The sequence below is a fragment of the Corynebacterium sp. KPL2734 genome, from assembly GCF_040225595.1.
Lineage (GTDB): Bacteria > Actinomycetota > Actinomycetes > Mycobacteriales > Mycobacteriaceae > Corynebacterium > Corynebacterium rhinophilum.
Map to the genome: position 1 here is coordinate 211,727 of NZ_JBEHFO010000001.1, position 19,719 is coordinate 231,445.

Genomic DNA, 19,719 nt, shown 5'->3' on the forward strand with positions numbered 1-19,719 from the left:
ACAAGCCCCGCGACGCGCATACAACGCCAAGTGAAAGGAGCCGGTCACGGTGAGTGACGCCTTGAACCGCCGATTGCCGCAGCCGAAAAATGGTCCCGGCCGTGACTTGCCGGCGGCTATTGGAGTAGGCGTGGGGCTCGGCGCCCTCGTCGTCCTCGCCGTCTGGGCTGGCCCCTTGGCTTGGTATGCGGTGGTAGCAGTCGCGGTCGGCGGGGCCATGTGGGAAGTTCTTACCCGCTTGCGGGAGAACTCGTACTATATCCCGCGCACCCTGTTAATCATTTTGGGTCAAGCCATGGTGTGGATTTCCTGGCCGCTTGGCGCGCCCGGCCTCGTGGCCGTATATGTCACAGCAGTCCTCATTTTGATGTTCGGCAGGCTTTTTCATAACGGTCGGCATCGCCCACCCATTAATTACCTGCGGGACATGTCCGTCGGTATCTTCGTGCTGACGTGGATTCCGCTTTTCGCGACCTTTGCAGCCATGCTGTCGCTGATTTCTTCCCCAGTGGCCAGCGGCGCCGCTTCCATCGTAGTCTTTATGTTGTGCGTGGTCGCCTCTGATACGGGTGGCTATATCGTTGGTGTGATGTTCGGCTCGCACCCCATGGCACCGGCCGTGAGCCCGAAGAAGTCCTGGGAGGGCTTTTGCGGCTCCATAGCCTTCGGCGTCATCGTTGGGGCGCTTTCCGTCCACTTCCTCTTGCACCACTCGGCGTGGGTAGGTGCCTTGATGGGCCTTGGCCTTGTTATTTGCGCTTCGCTGGGTGACTTGGTGGAATCGCAATTTAAACGAGAGCTGGGCATTAAGGACATGTCCCACATTCTCCCTGGGCACGGCGGCCTTATGGACCGCCTTGATGGCATGCTGCCCTCTGCCATGGTTACTTGGGTGGCCATTAGTTTTATGGCAAACCTTGCGGTCTAATCCGAGCTGAAACCACCGCGTGTCAAAGGGTGCTGAATATCAAACCACCGCTTCTCACTGCATTGCTGAAATAACGTTCCAAGGCAGGAGAAAGCGGCGGTAGGGCTATTTAGCCTTGGGTCTGCTTGCGCAATTGGCGGCGCAATTCCAGCATGCGCCACACACCTACAAGCGCCATGATGAGCGCGCCGCCGATGGTGAACATCAAGTAGGCAATGCCCGCCGGGAACTGACCCGACCAGCCGAGGAAGTTCATTGGAACTTCTTGCTGGTTTTGCAGAATGAAGATGATTAATACGATCAGCAAGAGGAAGCCCACGATGAGCGCTGCCCAAGTGCTAGCGGCGAATGAGCCTTGGGCTTTTTGTGGGGCGGAAGCAGGCTCAGTGGTGCCGGTGTCGGTGGAGACTTCCTTGCTTCCGGTTTCGGTCAGAGCGGCATTATCTTCTGCCGCGGTGGCCTTATCATCGGAGGTAGAAAAGTCATCTTCAGGGTATTTCGGATTGGTCATATGTCCATTATTTCTGTAAACCCTTCCAAAATTCCACTTGGCTATAAAATGAGGCGTTCACAATTGGAAAAGTTCCGGTAAACCGTGGAATGATGGGCATCATTATGGCTCAACCAGTAAAACTTAACTTCTCCGCGCCGCGGCGCGGACTGCCACCGAAGCATTTTGCGGATCTCTCTGAAAGCGAGCGCATTGATAAGCTCGCAGAAATCGGTCTACCTAAATTCCGCGCTAAGCAAATAGCTAAGCACTACTACGAGCATCTCACGGACGATGTCGAAGAGATGACGGATATCCCCGCCGGCAAGCGCGAGGAGGTCAAAGACGCCTTCTTCCCTGAGCTCATGAAGCCTATTCGTACGACTTCTACGGATGATGGGGAGACCACTAAGTCCTTGTGGCGCTTGCACGATGGCACCCTTTTGGAGTCTGTCTTGATGCGGTACCCCGGCCGCGCTACCTTGTGCATTTCTTCTCAGGCTGGCTGCGGAATGGCCTGCCCGTTTTGCGCCACCGGCCAGGGCGGGCTAGACCGCAACCTTTCTACCGGCGAAATCGTCGAACAGTTCCGTCATGCAGCCGCGGCGATGGCAGCCGAAGGCGGACGCTTATCCAATGTTGTCTTCATGGGGATGGGCGAGCCGCTGGCAAATTACAAGCGTGTGGTTCAGGCGGTGCGCCAGATTACCGGCCAAGATGGGACGGGCTTTGGGCTCTCGCAGCGCAATGTGACCGTATCCACCGTGGGTTTGGCACCTGCCATTCGCAAGCTTGCGGACGAAGACCTTGCCTGCACGCTTGCAGTGTCGCTGCACACTCCGGATGATGAACTGCGCGATAACTTGGTGCCGGTCAATAATCGTTGGTCCGTTGATGAAGTCCTCGATGCCGCACGGTACTACGCCGATAAATCCGCCCGCCGTGTATCTATCGAGTACGCCCTCATCCGGGATAAGAACGATCAGGATTTCCGCGCCGATATGCTGGGCCGGAAGTTGCACCAGAAACTTGGCTCTAAGGTGCACGTCAACGTGATCCCGCTTAACCCGACTCCGGGTTCAGAGTGGGACGCAGCTCCCAAGGCACGCCTCGATGAATTCGTGCGTCGCGTCCAGGCGCAAGGAGTGCCGTGCACTGTGCGCGATACTAAGGGCGATGAAATCGCTGCAGCCTGTGGCCAGCTTGCCGCCGATGAGCGAGAAGACATGTCGGCCTAAGCCAGAACCGGCAGGTCGCCACAGCCACTTAGGCATAGTTTGAAAAGTGCCTAGGTGGCTTTGTCTTTAGTATTTGCGGGTGTTGGCGTATGCGGGGCAGCACAACTACACGCCCGGCAAAACCACAAAACCGCCGGGCCTCCTCGCAATAAGGAAGACTCGGCGGTTTTCGTAGCTAGGATTACAGCGCGTGCTTGCCGGTGCTTACCTCGGCAGCATCGGAGGCAGAGTCAACACGCAGGTGGGATACGCGGGAAGGCTCGATATTCAACGCGCGCAGCTGGGAATCGGTCAACTCGGTGTAGGCACCGGAAACGGTCTTCTGGTCATAAATCCAGTCACGTTCTTGGTGGTCGGCCGGCTTATTATTAGAGGTGATGGTGCGCACCTGGTTGAGCTTTGGCTCGAAGGTGAAGATGAGCAGGCCCACAACCAGAAGGACGGTCAGGGTAACCAGCCAGACGGTCTCCACGTGGCCCTTGTGGTTACCAAAGTTGAAACCAATCATGAAAATCACGGAGATCCAACCCGCGATTTGCACACCAGAGCGGCTGATGCGGGACCAACCGAAGCCTGCGGATGGAACATCTTCGGTAGAAACACCGTCATAAACCTGCGGTACCGGCTTGTGGGAAGACACTTGCTCTCCTTCGCTATCGCGTGTGTCCATTTATCGAGGGGCACACCAATGCCATTTGACTGCCTACTATTTTAAAACATCGTGGCTGCAAAGGCGATTAAACACCCCCGCCTTCTTGCCCGGCTCCACCCCATAGCAGGGCTACATAAATGACCGCTAGGGTAGAGGGGTGACTACTCAGCGAATACTTATTCTCGGCTCCACCGGCTCTATTGGCACGCAAGCATTAGAAGTAATTGCGGATAACCCCGATAAGTTTGAGGTCGTGGGCATTGCTGCGGGCGGTTCTCACCCGCAGCAGATCATTGAGCAGGCCCGCTCCTTCCACCTTTCGTTTGACCACATTGCCGTGGCCCAACCTGCGGCGGCTGCGGAGGTTTCTGCGGCTTTAGGCGGCACAGTACTTTCTGGCGATGGTGCGGCGGAAGAGCTGGTGCGCTCGGTTCCTGCCGATACCGTGCTCAACGCCCTAGTGGGCTCCCTCGGGCTCAAAGCCACCCTGGCAACGGTGGACATGGGCGAGTACCTCGCACTAGCGAATAAGGAGTCCTTGGTTGCCGGCGGCACTTTGGTCACGAAATCCGCGCGGCCAGGCCAAATCATTCCCGTGGATTCGGAGCACTCTGCGATGGCACAATGCCTGCGCGCGGGCGAAGAAGGCGAGCTGGCCAAGCTCGTTCTCACAGCCTCGGGCGGCCCTTTCCGCGGTCAGACGCGTGAGCAGATGTGGGACGTTACCCCGCAGCAAGCCGCGCAGCACCCCACGTGGTCCATGGGACAGATGAATACGCTGAATTCCGCCACCTTGATCAATAAGGGGCTCGAGCTCATCGAGGCGACTCTGCTTTTTGATCTTGAGCCAGAGCGCATCGAAGTCACGGTTCACCCGCAGTCGGTCATTCACTCGATGGCCACCTTTAAAGACGGCTGCACTATCGCCCAGGCTTCTCCGCCATCGATGAAGCTGCCCATCTCCCTGGCCTTGAATTGGCCCCAGCGTGTACCGGGGGCGCAGCCGGCCCTCGATTTTTCTCAGGCGCATACGTGGCATTTTGAGCCGCTAGATGATGCCGCCTTTCCCGCCGTATCCCTTGCCCGCGAGGCTGCGGCGAAGGGGACGGGAGTGATTTATAACGCTGCCAATGAAGAGGCCGCGGCGGCCTTTTTGGTCGGGCGTATCCACTTCCCAGAGATTGTTGATGTCGTAGGCGAGATCCTCGGGGAATCTTCCCAGTTTGCTGGTGTAGTCTCTACCCTCGATGAAATCCTCGCCGTAGAAGGTGAGGCTCGCAGGCGTGCGAATGCGCGCATTGACCGTTTAGCTGACTAGAAAGCTTTCTTTAATGGCAAATTTGCTGGGCATTGTGTTGTTCGCCCTTGGCATTGGGCTGACCGTGGCACTCCATGAGGCGGGGCATATGTTTACGGCCCGCGCCTTTGGCATGCGGGTGCGGCGGTATTTTATCGGCTTTGGCCCGCGCGTTTTCTCCTTCCGTAAGGGGCATACCGAATACGGTCTCGCCGCGTTTCCGGTGGGTGGATTTTGCGATATCGCCGGGATGACCGCGCAGGATGAATTCCTTACGGAGGAAGAAAAGCCCTATGCGATGTATAAAAAGCCATGGTGGCAGCGCATCATCGTCCTTGCAGGCGGTATTGGGGTCAACCTGATCCTCGGTTTTGTCATCTTGTATTTCGTGGCGATGACGGCAGGGCTACCCAATCCCGATGCCGATGTGCGCCCGCGGGTGGGGGACGTAGTCTGCACCGCAGACCAAAAAGAAAACCAGGAGCTGGAATCGTGCACTGGCAACGGGCCCGCTGGTAAGGCCGGTGTCCAGGAAGGCGATATCATTCTCGCGCTTGATGGCCAGCACCTGGATTCCTTTACGCAATTGCGCGATGAGGTAATGCAACGTCCCGGCGAGACCGTGACGCTTACCGTAGAGCGCGACGGCGCGGAAAAAGACTTCTCCATCGAATTGGAAACGGTCAAGCGCCTAAACCAACAGGGTGAATTGGTGGATGCCGGATCGATCGGGCTGAGCAATGAGGTCCTCGACATCGTCGAGAAATATTCAGCAACGCAGGCGGTTCCTGCAACGTGGCATTTCACCACTTATTCGCTCGAGGCCACGGTGGAGGGAATCAAACAATTCCCCGCTAAGGTACCTGGCGTGGTGGCCTCCATCTTTGGTCACGAGAGGGATGTGAACGGGCCGATGTCCGTAGTCGGTGCGTCGCGGGTTGGTGGCGAACTCGTGGAGCGTTCCCTGTGGGCATCGTTCTTCATGATGCTGGCGACGCTGAATTTCTTCCTCGCTATTTTTAACCTTATTCCGCTGCCGCCCTTTGACGGCGGACATATAGCGGTCATCTTGTATGAGAAAATCCGCGATGGCATTCGCAAACTGATGGGCAAGCAGCCGCTGGGTCCGGCCGATTACACCAGGCTTATGCCCATCACCTATGTCATGGCGGCCCTACTTATGGCGCTGGGCGTAGTGATCATCATCGCGGATGTGGTTAATCCGATCAGACTATTTGGCTAGGTTTGCCCTTCCCGCGCCCGCCGCGGGGAGTGGGTGGAGAGCTCAACGTATAGTGCACATTTGCAGCGCGAGCGGGAACTTTAGCGCTTAACCATCTAGTGCTAGAGTGGGGACGTTCAACACTTATTGTGCAATAACGTTTAGCAACGAGCCACGAGCTAGAAATAAGGAGCATTCATGTCTAGTCCTATCGGTCTAGGAATTCCTGACGGGCCTCCGCCAGTATTGCACCCGCGCCGGAAGACGCGGCAATTGCACGTAGGCCCGGTGGGCGTTGGTTCTGACTACCCAATTTCGGTGCAGTCGATGACCAATACCAAGACCCATGACATCAACGGCACCCTGCAGCAAATCGCACAGCTTACTGCCTCTGGCTGCGATATCGTGCGCGTGGCCTGCCCTAAGCCGGTGGATGCGGAGGCTCTGCCGACCATCGCCAAGAAGTCCCCGATCCCGGTCATCGCGGATATCCACTTCCAGCCCAAGTACATCTTTCAAGCCATCGATGCTGGATGCGCGGCGATTCGCGTCAACCCAGGCAATATCCGTGAGTTCGATGGGCGCGTTAAGGAAGTAGCCAAGGCCGCGGGCGATGCGGGGATCCCCATCCGCATCGGCGTCAATGGCGGTTCGCTGGATAAGCGCCTGCTGGAAAAGTATGGCAAGGCCACCCCAGAGGCACTCGTTGAGTCCGCTATGTGGGAAGCTAGCCTGTTTGAGGAGCACGGCTTTGGCGATATCGCCATTTCCGTCAAGCACTCTGACCCCGTGCTGATGGTGGAGGCCTACCGCCAGCTGGCCGCGCAGACTGATTACCCGCTGCACTTGGGCGTGACGGAAGCCGGCCCGAAGTTCATGGGCACCATTAAGTCCTCCGTCGCCTTTGGCGCCCTTTTGGCAGAAGGCATCGGCGATACGATTCGCGTCTCGCTGTCGGCCCCGCCTGAAGAAGAGGTCAAGGTGGGCGATCAAATTCTGCAGTCTTTCAACTTGCGCCCGCGCAAGCTGGAAATCGTGTCTTGCCCGTCGTGCGGCCGCGCGCAGGTGGACGTGTACAAGCTGGCGGAAGAAGTTACCGCCGGCCTCGAGGGCATGGAATTTCCCATCCGCGTTGCCGTCATGGGTTGCGTTGTCAACGGACCTGGTGAGGCCCGTGACGCGGACTTGGGCGTGGCGTCCGGTAACGGCAAGGGCCAAATCTTCGTCAAGGGCGAAGTGGTGCGCACCGTGCCGGAAGACAAGATCGTGGAGACCCTCATTGAAGAGGCAATGCGCATTGCAGATGAGCAAGGTCTCGAAGCCGTGGACGGCGCCAAGGCCGATGTTCGCGTGACGCAGTAAGCAGCTTCCTTCCACGCGGTAGTTTTTAAGGACTGTCCTGCACTTCGGTGTGGGGCAGTCCTTTTTGCTGCGTGCGCTGCTAATGTGCCAAAGCATGAAGAAGTTATTCGCACTGGTTGCTACAGTTTCGTTTGCTGCAACTGGTGTGGTTGCTTGTACCCCTAAGCCCGTATCTGCAGAGCCGGTGGCAGAAGAGTTCATTGAAGGCATGGAGAGCCGAAATGACGAGGGCTTGGAGGAGCTTACAGATTCCCCCGATGACGCCACACAGGCCCTCGATGCTACGTACTCGGGTTTGCAGGCAGAGGGCCTCGATATTGAGCTCGAGGGGGTAAAACAGGACGAAACCGTGGCCACGGCGGATTATAAGGTCACCTGGGATTTGCCCAAGGATCGCAGCTTGAGCTATACCACGCAGATGACCTTGACCAAGGCCGAAGACGAGTGGACGGTGCGGTGGAAGCCCAGCATTATTCACCCGGACCTGGGCGCGCACCAGCATTTGGAGCTGCGCGCCTTGGAAGCCACGCGCGCCAGCGTCGTTTCCTCCAACGGGGTGGAGCTGATGAGCCCCGGGCTGAATTACCGCGTCATCGTGGATACGAGCTCGCTTTCCGATGTCCGCCCCACGGCCTCCAAGGTCAGCAGCGCCCTGGCTGCAGCGCACCGCGAGGACGACTCAATCGCGGAGGTAGACGCCAAGGAGCTCGCCGAAAAGCTTGAAAAGGCAGATTCCGCCTATTCGGTGGGGCTTTATACAGAAGAGCAGGAGTCCATCATCCGCGCCAAGCTGGAGGGGATGGAAGGCGTCCGCATTAATGAAGAGCCCGCGCTGGTGACCCGGGACCGTGGTCTTGCGCCCGATCTCTTATCGCGCGTGCGCTCGGCCGTCAATGACGAGCTCGACGGCGAGACCGGCTGGTCCATCGCCGTCGTCAATGAGAATGGTGCGGCGCTTTCCGATGTCGAAAAGCATGCGCCCGAGGCCGCCCCCTCCATCAAGGTTGGCTTGGATTATGACGTCCAACGCGCGGCCCAAGAAGCGGTGAATCAGCGCTCGGACGCCCAGGCCATGCTGGTTGCCATCCGGCCTTCTAACGGCGATATCCTGGCCGTAGCGCAGACCGAAAAGGCGGACGAGGACGGCGACGTCGCCTTGCAAGGCCAATACCCACCCGGCTCGGTTTTCAAGATCCTTACCGCCGCTGCGGGTGTAGAAAAACAAAACCTGACCACGGATACCATCGTTCCGTGTCCTGGTACGATGGATATTTATGGCCGCGTGGTGACCAACTACAACGCGTTTTCGCTCGGCAATGTGCCGCTAAGCCAGGCCTTCGCCCAATCGTGCAACACCACCTTCGCGGATATTTCCACCAAGCTGGCACCCGGTGAGTTGAAGGAAACCGGCAAGAAGTTTGGCTTCGGGGTGGATTATGAAATCCCCGGGCTGACCACCACGACCGGCTCGATTCCGGAGGGCAAGGAAGTTTTGGAGCGCACCGAGGCCGGCTACGGCCAGGGCTACGACCTTGCCAGCCCGTTCGGCATGGCTATGGTTTCGGCCTCTGTGGCAGCGGGAAAGACCCCAACGCCCACCCTTATTGAGGGCCGCGAGACCAAGGCCTCGGATAAGTCGGCGCCGATTCCAGACCACGTGCTGAATAACGTGCGCGGCATGATGCGCCAGGTGGTCACCAGCGGTACCGCCCGTGGGATGCAGGCGGGCGGAACGATTTACGGCAAGACTGGTGAGGCCGAGATCAATGAAGGCTCGCACGCGTGGTTTACCGGCTACCGGGAAGAAGACGATATCGCCTTTGCCACGCTCATCGTATTGGGCGGCGGCTCCGAATCCTCGGTAGCTATTACCGATAACTTCCTGCGGAAGCTGGATGATTACCGCTCGCGCCCCAATGATGGCCCGGCCCCCAAGGTCGAGTAAGCAGCGGACACTGACTGGCCACCCCGATACTGCGTGAGCCGGTATGAGGACTACCATGGGCAATTATGAGTACTCGTGGAAAATTGAAGCCAGGTAAACCAACCCCCATCCGGCCGGTGCCAGAAGATATCGAGCGCCCGGAATATGTGTGGAAAGACGAGGTACAAGAGGCCATCGGTGAGCCTTTTGTGCAGTCCCCCGAAGTGATTGAGAAGATGCGGGAGGCCTGCAAGATCGCGGCCAACGCGCTGAAGGAAGCCGGCAAGGCGGTAAAGCCTGGCGTGACGACGGATGAGGTCGACCGCGTGGCGCACGAGTATATGTGTGACCACGGTGCGTACCCATCTACCTTGGGATACCGGGGATTTCCCAAAGGCAGCTGCGTTTCGCTGAATGAAATTGTCTGCCACGGCATTCCGGATACCACCGTGATTGAAGAAGGTGACATCGTCAATATCGATGTCACCGCTTATAAAAACGGCGTGCACGGCGATAATAACGCCACCTTCTTGGCAGGTGACGTATCAGAGGAGCACCGCCTTTTAGTAGAGCGCACCAAAGAAGCCACGATGCGCGGCATTAAGGCCGCAAAGCCTGGCCGCGAGATCAACGTTATCGGCCGCGTTATCGAGTCATATGCCAAGCGCTTTGGTTATAACGTCGTGCGCGATTTCACCGGCCACGGCGTAGGACCCACCTTCCACAATGGGTTGGTGGTCTTGCACCACGATTCCACCACGTACCGCGATATCTTGGAACCGGGCATGACCTTGACGGTAGAGCCGATGATTAACCTGGGTTCGCTGGATTACGATATTTGGGACGATGACTGGACCGTGCAGAACCGTGATGGCAAGTTCACCGCCCAGTTCGAGCACACCTTGGTCATCACCGATGATGGCAATGAAATCCTGACCATCCCAGATGAGGATTAATCGCTAGGGCCCTTCTTCAAGGCCTAGGAACGGCGAAAGCCGCCTCCTTAACCACTGCGCACGAATCTTAGCGCGTGGCCCGGGGAGGCGGCTTTTGTTATGGAGCCTTAGATATGTGCCTTAGTCCCATTCGAGGCCCAAGAGGGCGTTTTCTACGACCTCTGGCAGGGCTGGGTGGATCCAGTACTGCTTGCGGGCAAAGTCGCGCAGGTCGATCTCGTAGGCCATCACCGTAATCAGCTGCTGGATCAGGGTGGAGGCCTGCGGGCCCATTAGGTGGGCGCCCAAGAGCTGGCCCGTCTTGCGGTCCGCAATCAGCTTGCAAATACCGGTGGTATCTTCCATGGCCCAGCCGTAGGCCACGTCGCCAAAGTTTTGAATCTTTACGGTGACATCGAAGCCCTGCTCCCGCGCTTCTTCTTCCTTCAAGCCCACAGAGGCGATCTGCGGGTGGGTGAAGATGGCGGCAGGAACGTTGTCGTGCGGAAGCTCCTGCAGATCCTCCGGGTGGAGCAGGTTGTGCTGGATGGTGCGGGCTTCGGCGTTGGCGACGTGCTTGAGCATGTAGGGCGAAGAGACATCGCCAAGCGCCCAGACGCCTTCTGCATCCGTGAGGCCATGCGCATCGGTGGAAATGCGGCCATTGTCCAGCAGCTTGATGCCGGCCTTGTCCACATCCATGAGATCGCCATTTGGCTTGCGGCCGGTGGCTACCAGGATGGCGTCTGCCTCAAGGCTCTCGCCATTATCGAGCTCCAGCTTTACGCCCTTGTCGGTTTCTTCCAGCTTGGTGCCGTTAGCAATTCGCACATCGAAACGCTCGCGGGCAATTTCGTTGAAGCGCGAGGAGATATCGGAATCGAGGTGGCGCAGCAGGGTCTCGCTGCGGTTGACCACGGTGACCTTGGTACCGAGGCCATCGAAGACGTGGGCAAATTCCATGGCGATATAGCCGCCGCCCACGATGATCAGGCTTTCTGGTTGGCGGTCCATCCGCATGATGTCTTCGTTGGTGTAGTACTTCACGCCGGAATTGGCGTAGACCTCAGGGATTACCGGGCGGGAGCCGGTAGCAACAACGATCTGATCGGCGCTGATGACGTGATCGCCGGTCTGGATGGTCTTAGGGCCGACGAAGCGAGCGTGCTCGTCGTAGACGGTGATATTCGGGGTCTTGTCGCCGCGACGGTAGTCCTCGCCGCTTTGGGCGATCTGGTCGATGCGGTTGTGGAAGACGCGCTCCACAATGGGGTTCCACTCCACGTCGTTGACCTGGGCATCAATGCCAAGGCGCTCGCCTTCGCGGGCGGCGAGGGCGACATCGGCTGCGTAGACGTACATCTTGGTGGGGATGCAGCCGACATTCAGGCAGGTGCCACCGAAGCGGCCCTTTTCAATAATGGCAATTTTCTTATCGTGAAAATCACGGTTGGCAATGGAGTTGCCGGAACCGGTGCCGATGATGATGAGGTCGTAGTGTTCCTCAGCGGCCGGAGTATTTGCTGTATCAATTGTGGTCATATCAATACCTTAATCCATGTGTCCAATTCGGGTATTTATGCTGGTGTGGGCGCTTCCACGATGGTGGGAAGCCAGGCATCGCACGCTGCGAACGCCTCCGCTAGGGGGCCGGAGAGGGATAAAAAGACATCGTGGCGCGCACCTTCGATGGAACGCAGCGTGTAGTGCGCATTGAGCTCTTTTGCCCACCGTCGGGTCTGTGCGACATCGATGATGCAATCGGCATGATTGACCGCATCGCAGTAGGGCGTTCCCAATAGCAAGCGGGTAGATTGCAGCGTCAATACGGGGACCCCGGCATTAATGCGGCCGCTGTGAATGGCGTCGAAACCGTGGAAGACGGCGGCCAGCCAGCCTATATATTTCTTATGCCCGGCTAATGGTTTCAGGCTGAGGTCGTAGTCCCACTCGCCGTAGAAGTCACTGTGCACCGATTCGCCATAGGCGGTGAGGTTGCCCCCGGGCAAGGGGGTCTTGGGTGCGATCTTGGCGGTGGAATATATCGCCGGCTTCAGCGCTGATACGGCCCAGCCGGGAACGCCCATCATGTCCAGCCAGGGGCTATTGAGGATGAGGCCCTTCAGGCGGGAGAAGCGCTCCGCGTCATGGCGGCGTAGAAAGTCCATCCACAGCGGCGCAATTAGGCCACCGGTGGAGTGGGCGATAACGATTATCTCGTCGTTTGCAATGGCATCGAGGGCTGCGGAAAGATCCGCGTTATATAAGGACAAGTCCGAAACGTAGTGCCAGGACTGGCCCGGGCGGTGCGAGCGACCGCATTTGCGCAGATCGACCGCGTAAAAGTCATAGCCTTGTGCCGCGAAGTGCTGTGCGACGTGCGTGTGGAAGAAGTAGTCAGTCATCCCGTGCAGCCATACCAAGGCCGGGCGGGAAGTGGCAGAAGGTGAAGAAGAATCGGCGGGGCCCGAATCCGTGGAGCCTGCAGCCGAGCCTGGTGCATAGCGGACGAGGGTGGTGACAATATCCCCCTCGCCATCAGGATCGGGGCCGAGGTTGAGGGTGGCTGATTGAAAATCGGGGCCGAGGATATCGGGCCCCCATGACGGAGTTGCTGTAGCCATGACACGAGTCTAGTCAACTCTAGGGGTTCGCTACGGTAGCTGCGTGACCTGCAATTATTTCCACTCAATGTGAAGTGTATTACATGGCGTCCTATATTGTGGCGGCCAGGGTGGGGGAGAAAAACCAATCGAGTGGAGAAAAGCGTAAGGTAAGGCGTTAATGCGTGACACATCGGCAGGTTGTCTGTGCATAACAGTCGCGGTGTGGGGCGCAAAGCGCTTAAAATATATGGTGCAGAATGCGCCGATGTATATAAATTTTCAATTCGAAGAGGTTATAACACAGTGTCCTCAGCAAAGAAGACAGCACAAGTTGTAGATGAGGTTGATGTCGCACTGGTCGGTGCCGGCATCATGAGCGCCACCCTGGGCGCTATGCTCCGCGAGCTGGAGCCGAGCTGGACCCAGATGATCTTTGAGCGCCTTGATGGCCCCGCCCTGGAATCCTCCTCTCCGTGGAATAACGCCGGTACCGGTCACTCTGCTCTGTGTGAGCTCAACTACACGCCAGAGAAGAACGGCCGCATTGATATTTCTAAGGCCATTGCCACCAACGAGAAGTTCCAGAAGTCGCGCCAGTTCTGGTCCCACCAGCTCAACAACGGCATCCTGACTGAACCTAGCGAGTTCATCAACCCAGTCCCACACGTGTCCTTCGCTCAAGGTGAAATCCAGGCGGACTACCTGAAGCGCCGCTACGAGGTGCTGAGTGAAAAGCACATGTTCCCCGGCATGCAGTTCTCTGATGACGAATCCACCTTCGCGGAGAAGCTGCCGCTCATGGCTGACGGCCGCGACTTTTCCAATAAGGTCGCTATCTCTTGGACCGAAGTCGGAACCGATGTGAACTTCGGCGCCCTGGCCAAGCAATTCCTGACCGCTGCGCGCGCATCTGGTACGGAGATCCGTTACGGCCACGATGTCTTCGATATCGACCGTGATGGAAATGACTGGAAGGTCTATTCCAAAAATAAGCACACCGGCGATATCACCGTGGTGAAGGCGAAGTTCGTCTTCGTCGGTGCCGGCGGCTACGCCCTAGACTTGCTCCGCAAGGCAAAGGTGAAGGAAGTGGCAGGATACGCCGGATTCCCCATTTCCGGTCTCTGGTTGCGTGCCAAGAACCCGGAGCTCATTGAGCAGCACCAGGCCAAGGTCTACGGTAAGGCTGCAGTGGGTGCTCCTCCGATGTCCGTGCCGCACCTGGATACCCGCGTTATCGACGGCGAGAAGGGCCTGCTGTTTGGCCCGTACGGCGGTTGGAGCCCGAAGTTCTTGAAGAAGGGTTCCTACCTGGACCTTTTCAAGTCTATCCGCCCGGATAACATCACCTCCTACCTGGGTGTTGCGGTACAGGAATTCGGCCTGACCAAGTACCTCATTGATGAGGTGCGCAAGGACTTCTCTGACCGCGTCGAGTCCCTTCGCGAATACGTCCCGAATGCGAAGGAAAGCGACTGGGAGACCGTGATTGCCGGTCAGCGCGTACAGGTCATTAAGCCTGCAGGCGCACCGCGTTTCGGTTCCCTCGAGTTCGGAACCGCATTGGTCAATAACCAGGAAGGCAATATTGCCGGCCTGCTCGGCGCTTCCCCGGGTGCTTCCATTGCCCCAGCCGTCATGCTGGAGCTGCTCGAGCGTTGCTTTGGCGAGCGCATGATTGACTGGAGCGATAAGATTCGCGAGATGGTCCCGTCCTACGGCATGAAGCTGGCCAATGATGAGGACTTCTACAACGAGATGTGGGAATACACCCAGAAGACGCTGAAGCTGGAGCGCTAAACACCCACCCTTCGGCTTTGGGCTAATTCCTGGCCCCTGCCCTCCGTGCAAAACCTATTGCGCGGAGGGCTTTGTGATGCCCAACCCCTGAATTCGGAGTTGTTAGAAAATTAGGTACCGCAGTAGGTAAGAAAGCCTGCAAGCCCATCCGGATCGGGTTGTTCGTAAGACGGATTCGGCTGCCACGGATGGGTCGCGGCGTGGAGCAGATCAGTAAAGGGCTGCATATCGCCTGCCTCAGCGGCGCGCAGTGCGGCTTCGACGGCCATATTGCGGGGAATGACCCGGGGCATTGCAGCATCCACGGCATCCGGGGAGGGGTGAGTGGCTAGGTAGCTATCCACGAAGTCCGATTTCTTAAATAGTTCTTGGGCAGGAAGGGTGCGGCCGCGGGCGGCATCGGCAAGCGCACGGTGCGCCAGCGTGATATCCGGCTGGTAAAGCTGCATGGCAGTAAAGTAGGCCGAGGCTACCTCGGTGGAGGTATCGAGGGCGCTTGCCAGATCGCTGCGGCGCTGGGAGGCGAATTTCTCCTGAAACCCATTGATGGTTTCTTGCGCGAAGTCGACCCCGACATTGATATCGGCATCGAATAGCGGCACCAGCGATTCCGCGAGCCGGGCGAGGTTCCAGCCCAAGATCGCTGGTTGATTGCCAAAGGCATAGCGTCCCTGCTGGTCAATGCTGGAAAAGACCGTATCGGGTGAGTAGGACTCCATAAAGGCACACGGGCCATAATCAATGGTTTCGCCGGAGATGGTGGTGTTATCCGTATTCATCACCCCGTGGATAAAGCCCAAGCGCATCCACGAAGACACGGTGGCAATCTGGCGGTCCATGACGCCTTGAAAAAACTCCCGATAATCTGCCCCAGGGTAGTGGCGCGCTATGGCATAGTCCGCGAGGTCTTGGAGGTGGCCAGACTGCGCGGCATAGTGAAAAGTTCCGACCCGGATATGGCTTGCCGCCACGCGGACCAGGACGCCAGCCGGCTGCACGTGGCCGCGCTGGATGGGACGGCCGGTAGAAATCACAGCAAGCGAGCGGGTGGTGGGTACGCCGAGGGCGTGCATGGCCTCAGAAACCAAGTACTCGCGCAGCATGGACGAGAGGGTGCCGCGGCCATCGGCACCCAACCGCGAATAAGGGGTAAGCCCCGTGCCCTTGGCGTGGAGATCCCACAGTTTTCCGTCTTTGTCCACCTCGCCCAAGAGCATGGCCCGGCCATCGCCCATCTGTGGGTTGAAAGAGCCGAATTGGAAGCCGGAATAGGCCATGGCATGCCCGCCGTCGCGGCCTAAAAGGAAATCCAGGCCGTCTGCAGAGCGCAGCCAGTCAGTATCCAAGCCCAGCTGCACTGCCAGCTCTTCATTGAGGACTACGAGCTTAGGATCCGGTTGTTCTTCACCGTGGGTTGCCGCCACAAATTCCGGCAGGTGATCGGCATAGTCGTGGTGTAGGTGCATTTTAGACCTCCAATTGTCCTTGCACGCGGATGTGGACGCGGCCACCGACCCAAATATCGGTGCCGTCATCGTGGATAAAGACCTCGCCGTTTCTTCCCAGCTGGCTGCCCTGGCAGGCGGTGTAGCGGGCGGGAACCAGCCCGCGCGAGCGCATGAATTGCGCGGCCCCGCCGTTGAAAGAGCCGGTGACGGGATCCTCGAATTCTGCGGTAAACGCGCGCACTTCATAGGCAGCGGAGCCCGCGTCTGCGGCGCTATCACGCATTCCCACCACGCCCACCTTGGGACGAGTGGCAGCGGGCTGAACCGCGCGCACGGCCGCGGCATCGCGCAGCTGTATAAGCTGCCAGCCGGGCCCATTATCCACCCAGGCGGAATCAAGGACGTCTGCTTCCGAGATATTCAATCCCGCACAGGCCTTTGCAAGCTCAGCACTGCTCAGTGGCCCACTAGCGCGCAGAGGCGGGGTGGCAAAAGAATAAATACCCTCGTTCTCGCGCACGGAGACCAACCCTACCCCGCATTCCTGCACAATGGCGCCTTCCTTCTGAGGTTCATTGCCGAGCGCCCGCCAGACGGCGGCGCTACCCAAGGTGGGGTGGCCGGCGAAATCAAACTCCTCGTGCGGGGTAAAAATGCGCACGCGATAGTCCGCCGCGGGATCGGTGGGCTCGAGCAAGAACGTGGTTTCAGAAAAATTGGTCCAGTGCGCGATGGCCTGCATCTGTTGCGTCGAGAGCCCATCGGCATGGGCCACGACGGCGAGCGGGTTACCGGAAAACGCCGAGGTGGCAAAGACATCGACTTCAAAGAACTGGAGTTGCATGCCAGCCAGTCTAGTCAGCCCTGAGGATGAGGCCGGCGGGTTAGCTTCTGCGCTAGCCTTGCCCTTATGTCTAAGCTTTGGCCGGATCGTCTGCGCGACTGGATTGGCCCGCCGTGGCGAATCCTCATCCCCGTGTTCTTCGGCGTGCTTTTGCCCAACGCCGCGAACTTTTTGCACACCGATTCACCCTTCCAGGCCATCGTGGCGGTCTTGTACACCGTCGGCATTCCGCTCGCGCTGTGGCTGCATCCCAAGCTGCAAGAAAAGTCCATTTTCTTCATCGCCGGCACCATGACGTTGTGCATTTTTACGCCCTTGGCCTCCCTGGCGAACTTCCACGCCCCGATTTTCGCCTACACGGCTTTTCTCATTGGCACGCACTCGCGCAAGCGCTTGCGCTATATCTGGCTTGCGTGGATTGCCCTGGGCTCCCTGGTGGGAACCACCGCAAGCCTGTTTGGTGAAAAGGTCTTCGCAGGCAGCGATATCGGCTTGGGCGATGCGACCATGAGCCCGCTGCTTGCCTATGCCGGCACGGTCTTGCTCGGCTGGCCGGTCCTCGGCTTTTTCTACTTGCTCGGCACCAATAACCGGAAGCGCCGGGAGGGCCAACAGCTGCTCATCGAGCGCGCGGAGATGGCCGGCGCCGTGGAGCGCAACCGCATTGCCCGGGAGATGCACGATATCGTCGCCCACAACCTCGCCGGGGTCATTGCGCTTGCCGATGGCGCCCGGTTCGCCGCCGCAAAAGACCCCAAGGTAGCCACAGAGGCGCTCGATACCATCGCCTCCACCTCCCGCGAATCCTTAAAACAGATGCGTAGCCTGCTATCCGTCTTGCGCGAAGAAGACGCGCGCGGGGAAACCAAAGCCCCAGGCACCTCAGACATCGCAGGCCTATTTTCAGAGGCCCGGCGCGCTGGCTTCGATATCACCGTTTACGGCATGGAAAAGTTACCAGCCGATAGCGACGAGCTTTATCAATTCACCATCTACCGCATCGTGCAGGAGATACTGACGAATATGCTCAAATACTCCAGCCAGAACAGGGGAACTCTGCGCTTTCGCAGCGATAAGTCGGCGCTCACTATCGAAGGACACAACCCCATGGCGCAGCCGGACGAGGACCACAGCCCCGGCTATGGGCTCATCGGGATGAAAGAGCGCGTAAAGGCCTATGGTGGCAGTGTGTCCACCAAGACCGAGGATGGAACGTTTGCAATCACCGTGGAGGTACCGCATGTCTAATCCGGAGCAGGAACCTGAGCCCATCCGCATTGCGCTTGTCGATGATCAACCGCTCCTGCGCGCCGGGTTCGCCATGCTGATCGGCTCGCAGGAGGATATGAGCGTGGTCTGGCAGGCCTCCGATGGCGATGAGGTACTGGACCTTGCGCGGCAAGAGCCCGTCGATATCATCCTCATGGACGTACAGATGGCGCGGGTCAACGGCATTGCGGCCACGGAGGAAGTTCTCCCGGAATGTCCCGATACCAAGGTCATCATGCTGACCACCTTTGATGATCACAACTTTGTCCACGGCGCAATCTCTGCCGGGGCTTCTGGATTCTTGCTCAAAGACGTCGAACCTGAGGAGCTGCTCTCAGCCATTCGCACAGTGCACTCAGGCGAGGCCGTGCTTTCACCGCGCATTACCGCTCAGGTGCTCCAACAAGTCCGCAGCGAGGAGGGTGGGGACAGCAGGAAGGCGCACTCGGCTTCGCACACCGCCGCGGCTGCACAGCCAGGCGCCACCACCGCGACGGCTCCGCCGTCCGCGGAACTCACCCCGCGCGAGATGGATATTTTAAGGCTCATGGCGCTGGGGTATTCCAATACCGAAATATCCGAAGAGGAATTTGTCTCCATGGCGACGGTCAAGACCCACGTGCGCCACGTGCTGACCAAGACCGGGTCCCGCGACCGCGTCCAGGCCGTGCTGTATGCCTATACCCATGGGGTGGTCACCGTGGAAGAGCTGCTTTCTCATCCCCAGGGATGAACGGCTAAATCCGCCTCGAGGATGGTTACATCGCGCCGGGAAAACGACACGATAAAACCATGCTCACAGTCACACAGCTTTCCAAGAAGTACGGTTCCTTTACAGCAGTAGACAACCTCTCCTTTGAGGTTCCCGATGGCCAAGTCACCGGGTTCCTAGGACCCAATGGCTCCGGCAAATCCACCACGATGCGCATGTGCGTGGGGCTAGAAAATCCCACCTCCGGCACCGCTACATTCGATGGAACACCGTTCCGCGAACTACCCGATCCCGCCTCCACGGTGGGCACCTTGCTTGATGCCAATTGGTTCCACCCCGGCCGCAGCGCCCGCGCGCACCTACGTTATATGGCGGCGCTGCAGGGGGTATCGATGGATCACGTCGATGACACCTTAGAGCGCGTCGGGCTCGGAAAGGTGGCGAAAAAGCGCATCGGGGGTTATTCGCTTGGCATGAAGCAGCGCCTCGGACTTGCCTGCGCCATGATGAGCCAGCCTACGCACTTGCTTCTCGATGAACCCGTCAACGGCCTCGACCCTGAGGGCGTGCACTGGATGCGCGACCGCATCCGCGAATTCGCCGCTGGGGGATGCTCCGTGCTTGTTTCTTCCCACCTGTTGTCAGAAATGCAGCTGACGGCAGACCGCCTGGTGGTCATCGGCAAGGGCAGGCTCGTTGGCGAAGGAACAGTAGAAGAATTCGTCAATGCCTCCGGTGCCGCCACCGTGGAGGTCGTGGTGGACCAACCAGAAGAACTGGCCCGCTTGCTGCACGGTTCGCAGGCACAAACCTCCTTCGATGGGGAAGTGCTGCGCATTACCGGCCTAGACCGCGATGAGGTCGGCCAATTGTGCTTTGATCACCGCATCCGCATCAGCAGCCTTGAGGTCAAGCACCCCTCCTTAGAAGACGCCTTCCTTGGCGCTACCGCAGATCACCTGGATTACCGCTCCGCATAACTCGCTTAAGAA

General features: G+C 58.5%; 17 protein-coding genes. 11 read left to right on the forward strand and 6 right to left on the reverse strand.

Annotation, left to right across the window (positions count from 1 at the left end; all coding sequences use genetic code 11):
- The first annotated feature begins 49 nt into the window (after positions 1-49).
- Positions 50-928, forward strand: a complete 879-nt coding sequence (locus tag ABRP88_RS00990) for a phosphatidate cytidylyltransferase (protein WP_284769596.1) — start codon at positions 50-52, stop codon at positions 926-928.
- A 109-nt stretch (positions 929-1,037) separates the two neighbouring features.
- Here the strand turns inward: ABRP88_RS00990 and ABRP88_RS00995 are convergent, their stop codons facing one another.
- Positions 1,038-1,439: a LapA family protein gene (locus ABRP88_RS00995; protein WP_349835763.1), complete on the reverse strand. Its 402-nt coding sequence runs from the start codon at positions 1,437-1,439 to the stop codon at positions 1,038-1,040.
- A gap of 104 nt (positions 1,440-1,543) precedes the next feature.
- Here ABRP88_RS00995 and rlmN point away from each other — a divergent pair, with 104 nt between their 5' ends.
- Complete coding sequence (gene rlmN, locus ABRP88_RS01000; RefSeq protein ID WP_284769598.1) at positions 1,544-2,656, forward strand: dual-specificity RNA methyltransferase RlmN; 1,113 nt, start codon at positions 1,544-1,546, stop codon at positions 2,654-2,656.
- Positions 2,657-2,837: 181 nt separating this feature from the next.
- Here the strand turns inward: rlmN and ABRP88_RS01005 are convergent, their stop codons facing one another.
- Positions 2,838-3,326, reverse strand: a complete 489-nt coding sequence (locus ABRP88_RS01005; RefSeq protein ID WP_284769599.1) for a DUF2631 domain-containing protein — start codon at positions 3,324-3,326, stop codon at positions 2,838-2,840.
- Positions 3,327-3,465: 139 nt separating this feature from the next.
- On the opposite strand from ABRP88_RS01005, the gene dxr reads away from it, so the two are divergent.
- The 5 genes from dxr (at position 3,466) to map (ending at position 10,069) form a co-directional block, all read left to right on the forward strand.
- Positions 3,466-4,626 carry a 1-deoxy-D-xylulose-5-phosphate reductoisomerase gene (gene dxr / locus ABRP88_RS01010; protein WP_349835766.1) on the forward strand — a complete coding sequence of 387 codons (1,161 nt, stop codon included), beginning with the start codon at positions 3,466-3,468 and terminating at the stop codon, positions 4,624-4,626.
- A gap of 13 nt (positions 4,627-4,639) precedes the next feature.
- Positions 4,640-5,848: a M50 family metallopeptidase gene (locus ABRP88_RS01015; protein ID WP_349835767.1), complete on the forward strand. Its 1,209-nt coding sequence runs from the start codon at positions 4,640-4,642 to the stop codon at positions 5,846-5,848.
- A 177-nt stretch (positions 5,849-6,025) separates the two neighbouring features.
- The gene (gene ispG, locus ABRP88_RS01020) at positions 6,026-7,189 is read left to right on the forward strand and encodes a flavodoxin-dependent (E)-4-hydroxy-3-methylbut-2-enyl-diphosphate synthase (RefSeq protein WP_284784341.1); all 1,164 of its coding nucleotides are present in this window, start codon (positions 6,026-6,028) and stop codon (positions 7,187-7,189) included.
- 94 nt (positions 7,190-7,283) lie between these two features.
- Positions 7,284-9,134, forward strand: a complete 1,851-nt coding sequence (locus tag ABRP88_RS01025; protein ID WP_349835770.1) for a penicillin-binding transpeptidase domain-containing protein — start codon at positions 7,284-7,286, stop codon at positions 9,132-9,134.
- A 65-nt stretch (positions 9,135-9,199) separates the two neighbouring features.
- Positions 9,200-10,069 carry a type I methionyl aminopeptidase gene (map, locus tag ABRP88_RS01030; protein WP_005283598.1) on the forward strand — a complete coding sequence of 290 codons (870 nt, stop codon included), beginning with the start codon at positions 9,200-9,202 and terminating at the stop codon, positions 10,067-10,069.
- Between the two features lie 120 nt (positions 10,070-10,189).
- Here map and mtr read toward each other — a convergent pair whose 3' ends face one another.
- Both mtr and ABRP88_RS01040 read right to left on the reverse strand, forming a co-directional pair.
- A complete protein-coding gene (gene mtr / locus ABRP88_RS01035; protein WP_349835772.1) occupies positions 10,190-11,590 on the reverse strand; it encodes a mycothione reductase in 1,401 nt (466 codons plus the stop codon).
- A gap of 35 nt (positions 11,591-11,625) precedes the next feature.
- Positions 11,626-12,672 carry an alpha/beta hydrolase gene (locus ABRP88_RS01040; protein WP_349835773.1) on the reverse strand — a complete coding sequence of 349 codons (1,047 nt, stop codon included), beginning with the start codon at positions 12,670-12,672 and terminating at the stop codon, positions 11,626-11,628.
- 285 nt (positions 12,673-12,957) lie between these two features.
- On the opposite strand from ABRP88_RS01040, the gene mqo reads away from it, so the two are divergent.
- Positions 12,958-14,454 carry a malate dehydrogenase (quinone) gene (mqo, locus tag ABRP88_RS01045; RefSeq protein ID WP_284782151.1) on the forward strand — a complete coding sequence of 499 codons (1,497 nt, stop codon included), beginning with the start codon at positions 12,958-12,960 and terminating at the stop codon, positions 14,452-14,454.
- Between the two features lie 110 nt (positions 14,455-14,564).
- Here mqo and ABRP88_RS01050 read toward each other — a convergent pair whose 3' ends face one another.
- Positions 14,565-15,920, reverse strand: coding sequence for a protein adenylyltransferase SelO (locus tag ABRP88_RS01050; protein ID WP_349835774.1), 1,356 nt, complete (start codon positions 15,918-15,920; stop codon positions 14,565-14,567).
- 1 nt (position 15,921) lies between these two features.
- On the reverse strand, positions 15,922-16,746 hold the full coding sequence (locus ABRP88_RS01055; RefSeq protein ID WP_349835776.1) for a PhzF family phenazine biosynthesis protein: 825 nt from the start codon (positions 16,744-16,746) through the stop codon (positions 15,922-15,924).
- Positions 16,747-16,812: 66 nt separating this feature from the next.
- Here ABRP88_RS01055 and ABRP88_RS01060 point away from each other — a divergent pair, with 66 nt between their 5' ends.
- From ABRP88_RS01060 to ABRP88_RS01070, 3 genes are read left to right on the forward strand one after another with little or no spacing between them, the layout of a single operon-like run.
- Positions 16,813-17,994, forward strand: coding sequence for a sensor histidine kinase (locus ABRP88_RS01060; protein WP_349835778.1), 1,182 nt, complete (start codon positions 16,813-16,815; stop codon positions 17,992-17,994).
- Positions 17,987-18,748 carry a response regulator gene (locus tag ABRP88_RS01065; RefSeq protein WP_284853278.1) on the forward strand — a complete coding sequence of 254 codons (762 nt, stop codon included), beginning with the start codon at positions 17,987-17,989 and terminating at the stop codon, positions 18,746-18,748. The genes ABRP88_RS01060 and ABRP88_RS01065 overlap by 8 nt, the downstream gene beginning before the upstream one ends.
- Before the next feature lie 59 nt (positions 18,749-18,807).
- Entirely contained in the window at positions 18,808-19,707 is a 900-nt protein-coding gene (locus ABRP88_RS01070) for an ABC transporter ATP-binding protein (protein WP_284853277.1), read from the forward strand.
- Positions 19,708-19,719 lie beyond the last annotated feature (12 nt).

Excerpts from the sequence above, each read along its gene's own strand:
- ABRP88_RS00995 (WP_349835763.1), bottom strand. The coding sequence starts at position 1,439 with ATGACCAATCCGAAATACCCTGAAGATGACTTTTCTACCTCCGATGAT.
- rlmN (WP_284769598.1), top strand. The coding sequence starts at position 1,544 with ATGGCTCAACCAGTAAAACTTAACTTCTCCGCGCCGCGGCGCGGACTG.
- ABRP88_RS01005 (WP_284769599.1), bottom strand. The coding sequence starts at position 3,326 with ATGGACACACGCGATAGCGAAGGAGAGCAAGTGTCTTCCCACAAGCCG.
- ABRP88_RS01015 (WP_349835767.1), top strand. The coding sequence starts at position 4,640 with ATGGCAAATTTGCTGGGCATTGTGTTGTTCGCCCTTGGCATTGGGCTG.
- ispG (WP_284784341.1), top strand. The coding sequence starts at position 6,026 with ATGTCTAGTCCTATCGGTCTAGGAATTCCTGACGGGCCTCCGCCAGTA.
- ABRP88_RS01025 (WP_349835770.1), top strand. The coding sequence starts at position 7,284 with ATGAAGAAGTTATTCGCACTGGTTGCTACAGTTTCGTTTGCTGCAACT.
- map (WP_005283598.1), top strand. The coding sequence starts at position 9,200 with ATGAGTACTCGTGGAAAATTGAAGCCAGGTAAACCAACCCCCATCCGG.
- mtr (WP_349835772.1), bottom strand. The coding sequence starts at position 11,590 with ATGACCACAATTGATACAGCAAATACTCCGGCCGCTGAGGAACACTAC.
- ABRP88_RS01040 (WP_349835773.1), bottom strand. The coding sequence starts at position 12,672 with ATGGCTACAGCAACTCCGTCATGGGGGCCCGATATCCTCGGCCCCGAT.
- ABRP88_RS01050 (WP_349835774.1), bottom strand. The coding sequence starts at position 15,920 with ATGCACCTACACCACGACTATGCCGATCACCTGCCGGAATTTGTGGCG.
- ABRP88_RS01055 (WP_349835776.1), bottom strand. The coding sequence starts at position 16,746 with ATGCAACTCCAGTTCTTTGAAGTCGATGTCTTTGCCACCTCGGCGTTT.
- ABRP88_RS01060 (WP_349835778.1), top strand. The coding sequence starts at position 16,813 with ATGTCTAAGCTTTGGCCGGATCGTCTGCGCGACTGGATTGGCCCGCCG.
- ABRP88_RS01065 (WP_284853278.1), top strand. The coding sequence starts at position 17,987 with ATGTCTAATCCGGAGCAGGAACCTGAGCCCATCCGCATTGCGCTTGTC.
- ABRP88_RS01070 (WP_284853277.1), top strand. The coding sequence starts at position 18,808 with ATGCTCACAGTCACACAGCTTTCCAAGAAGTACGGTTCCTTTACAGCA.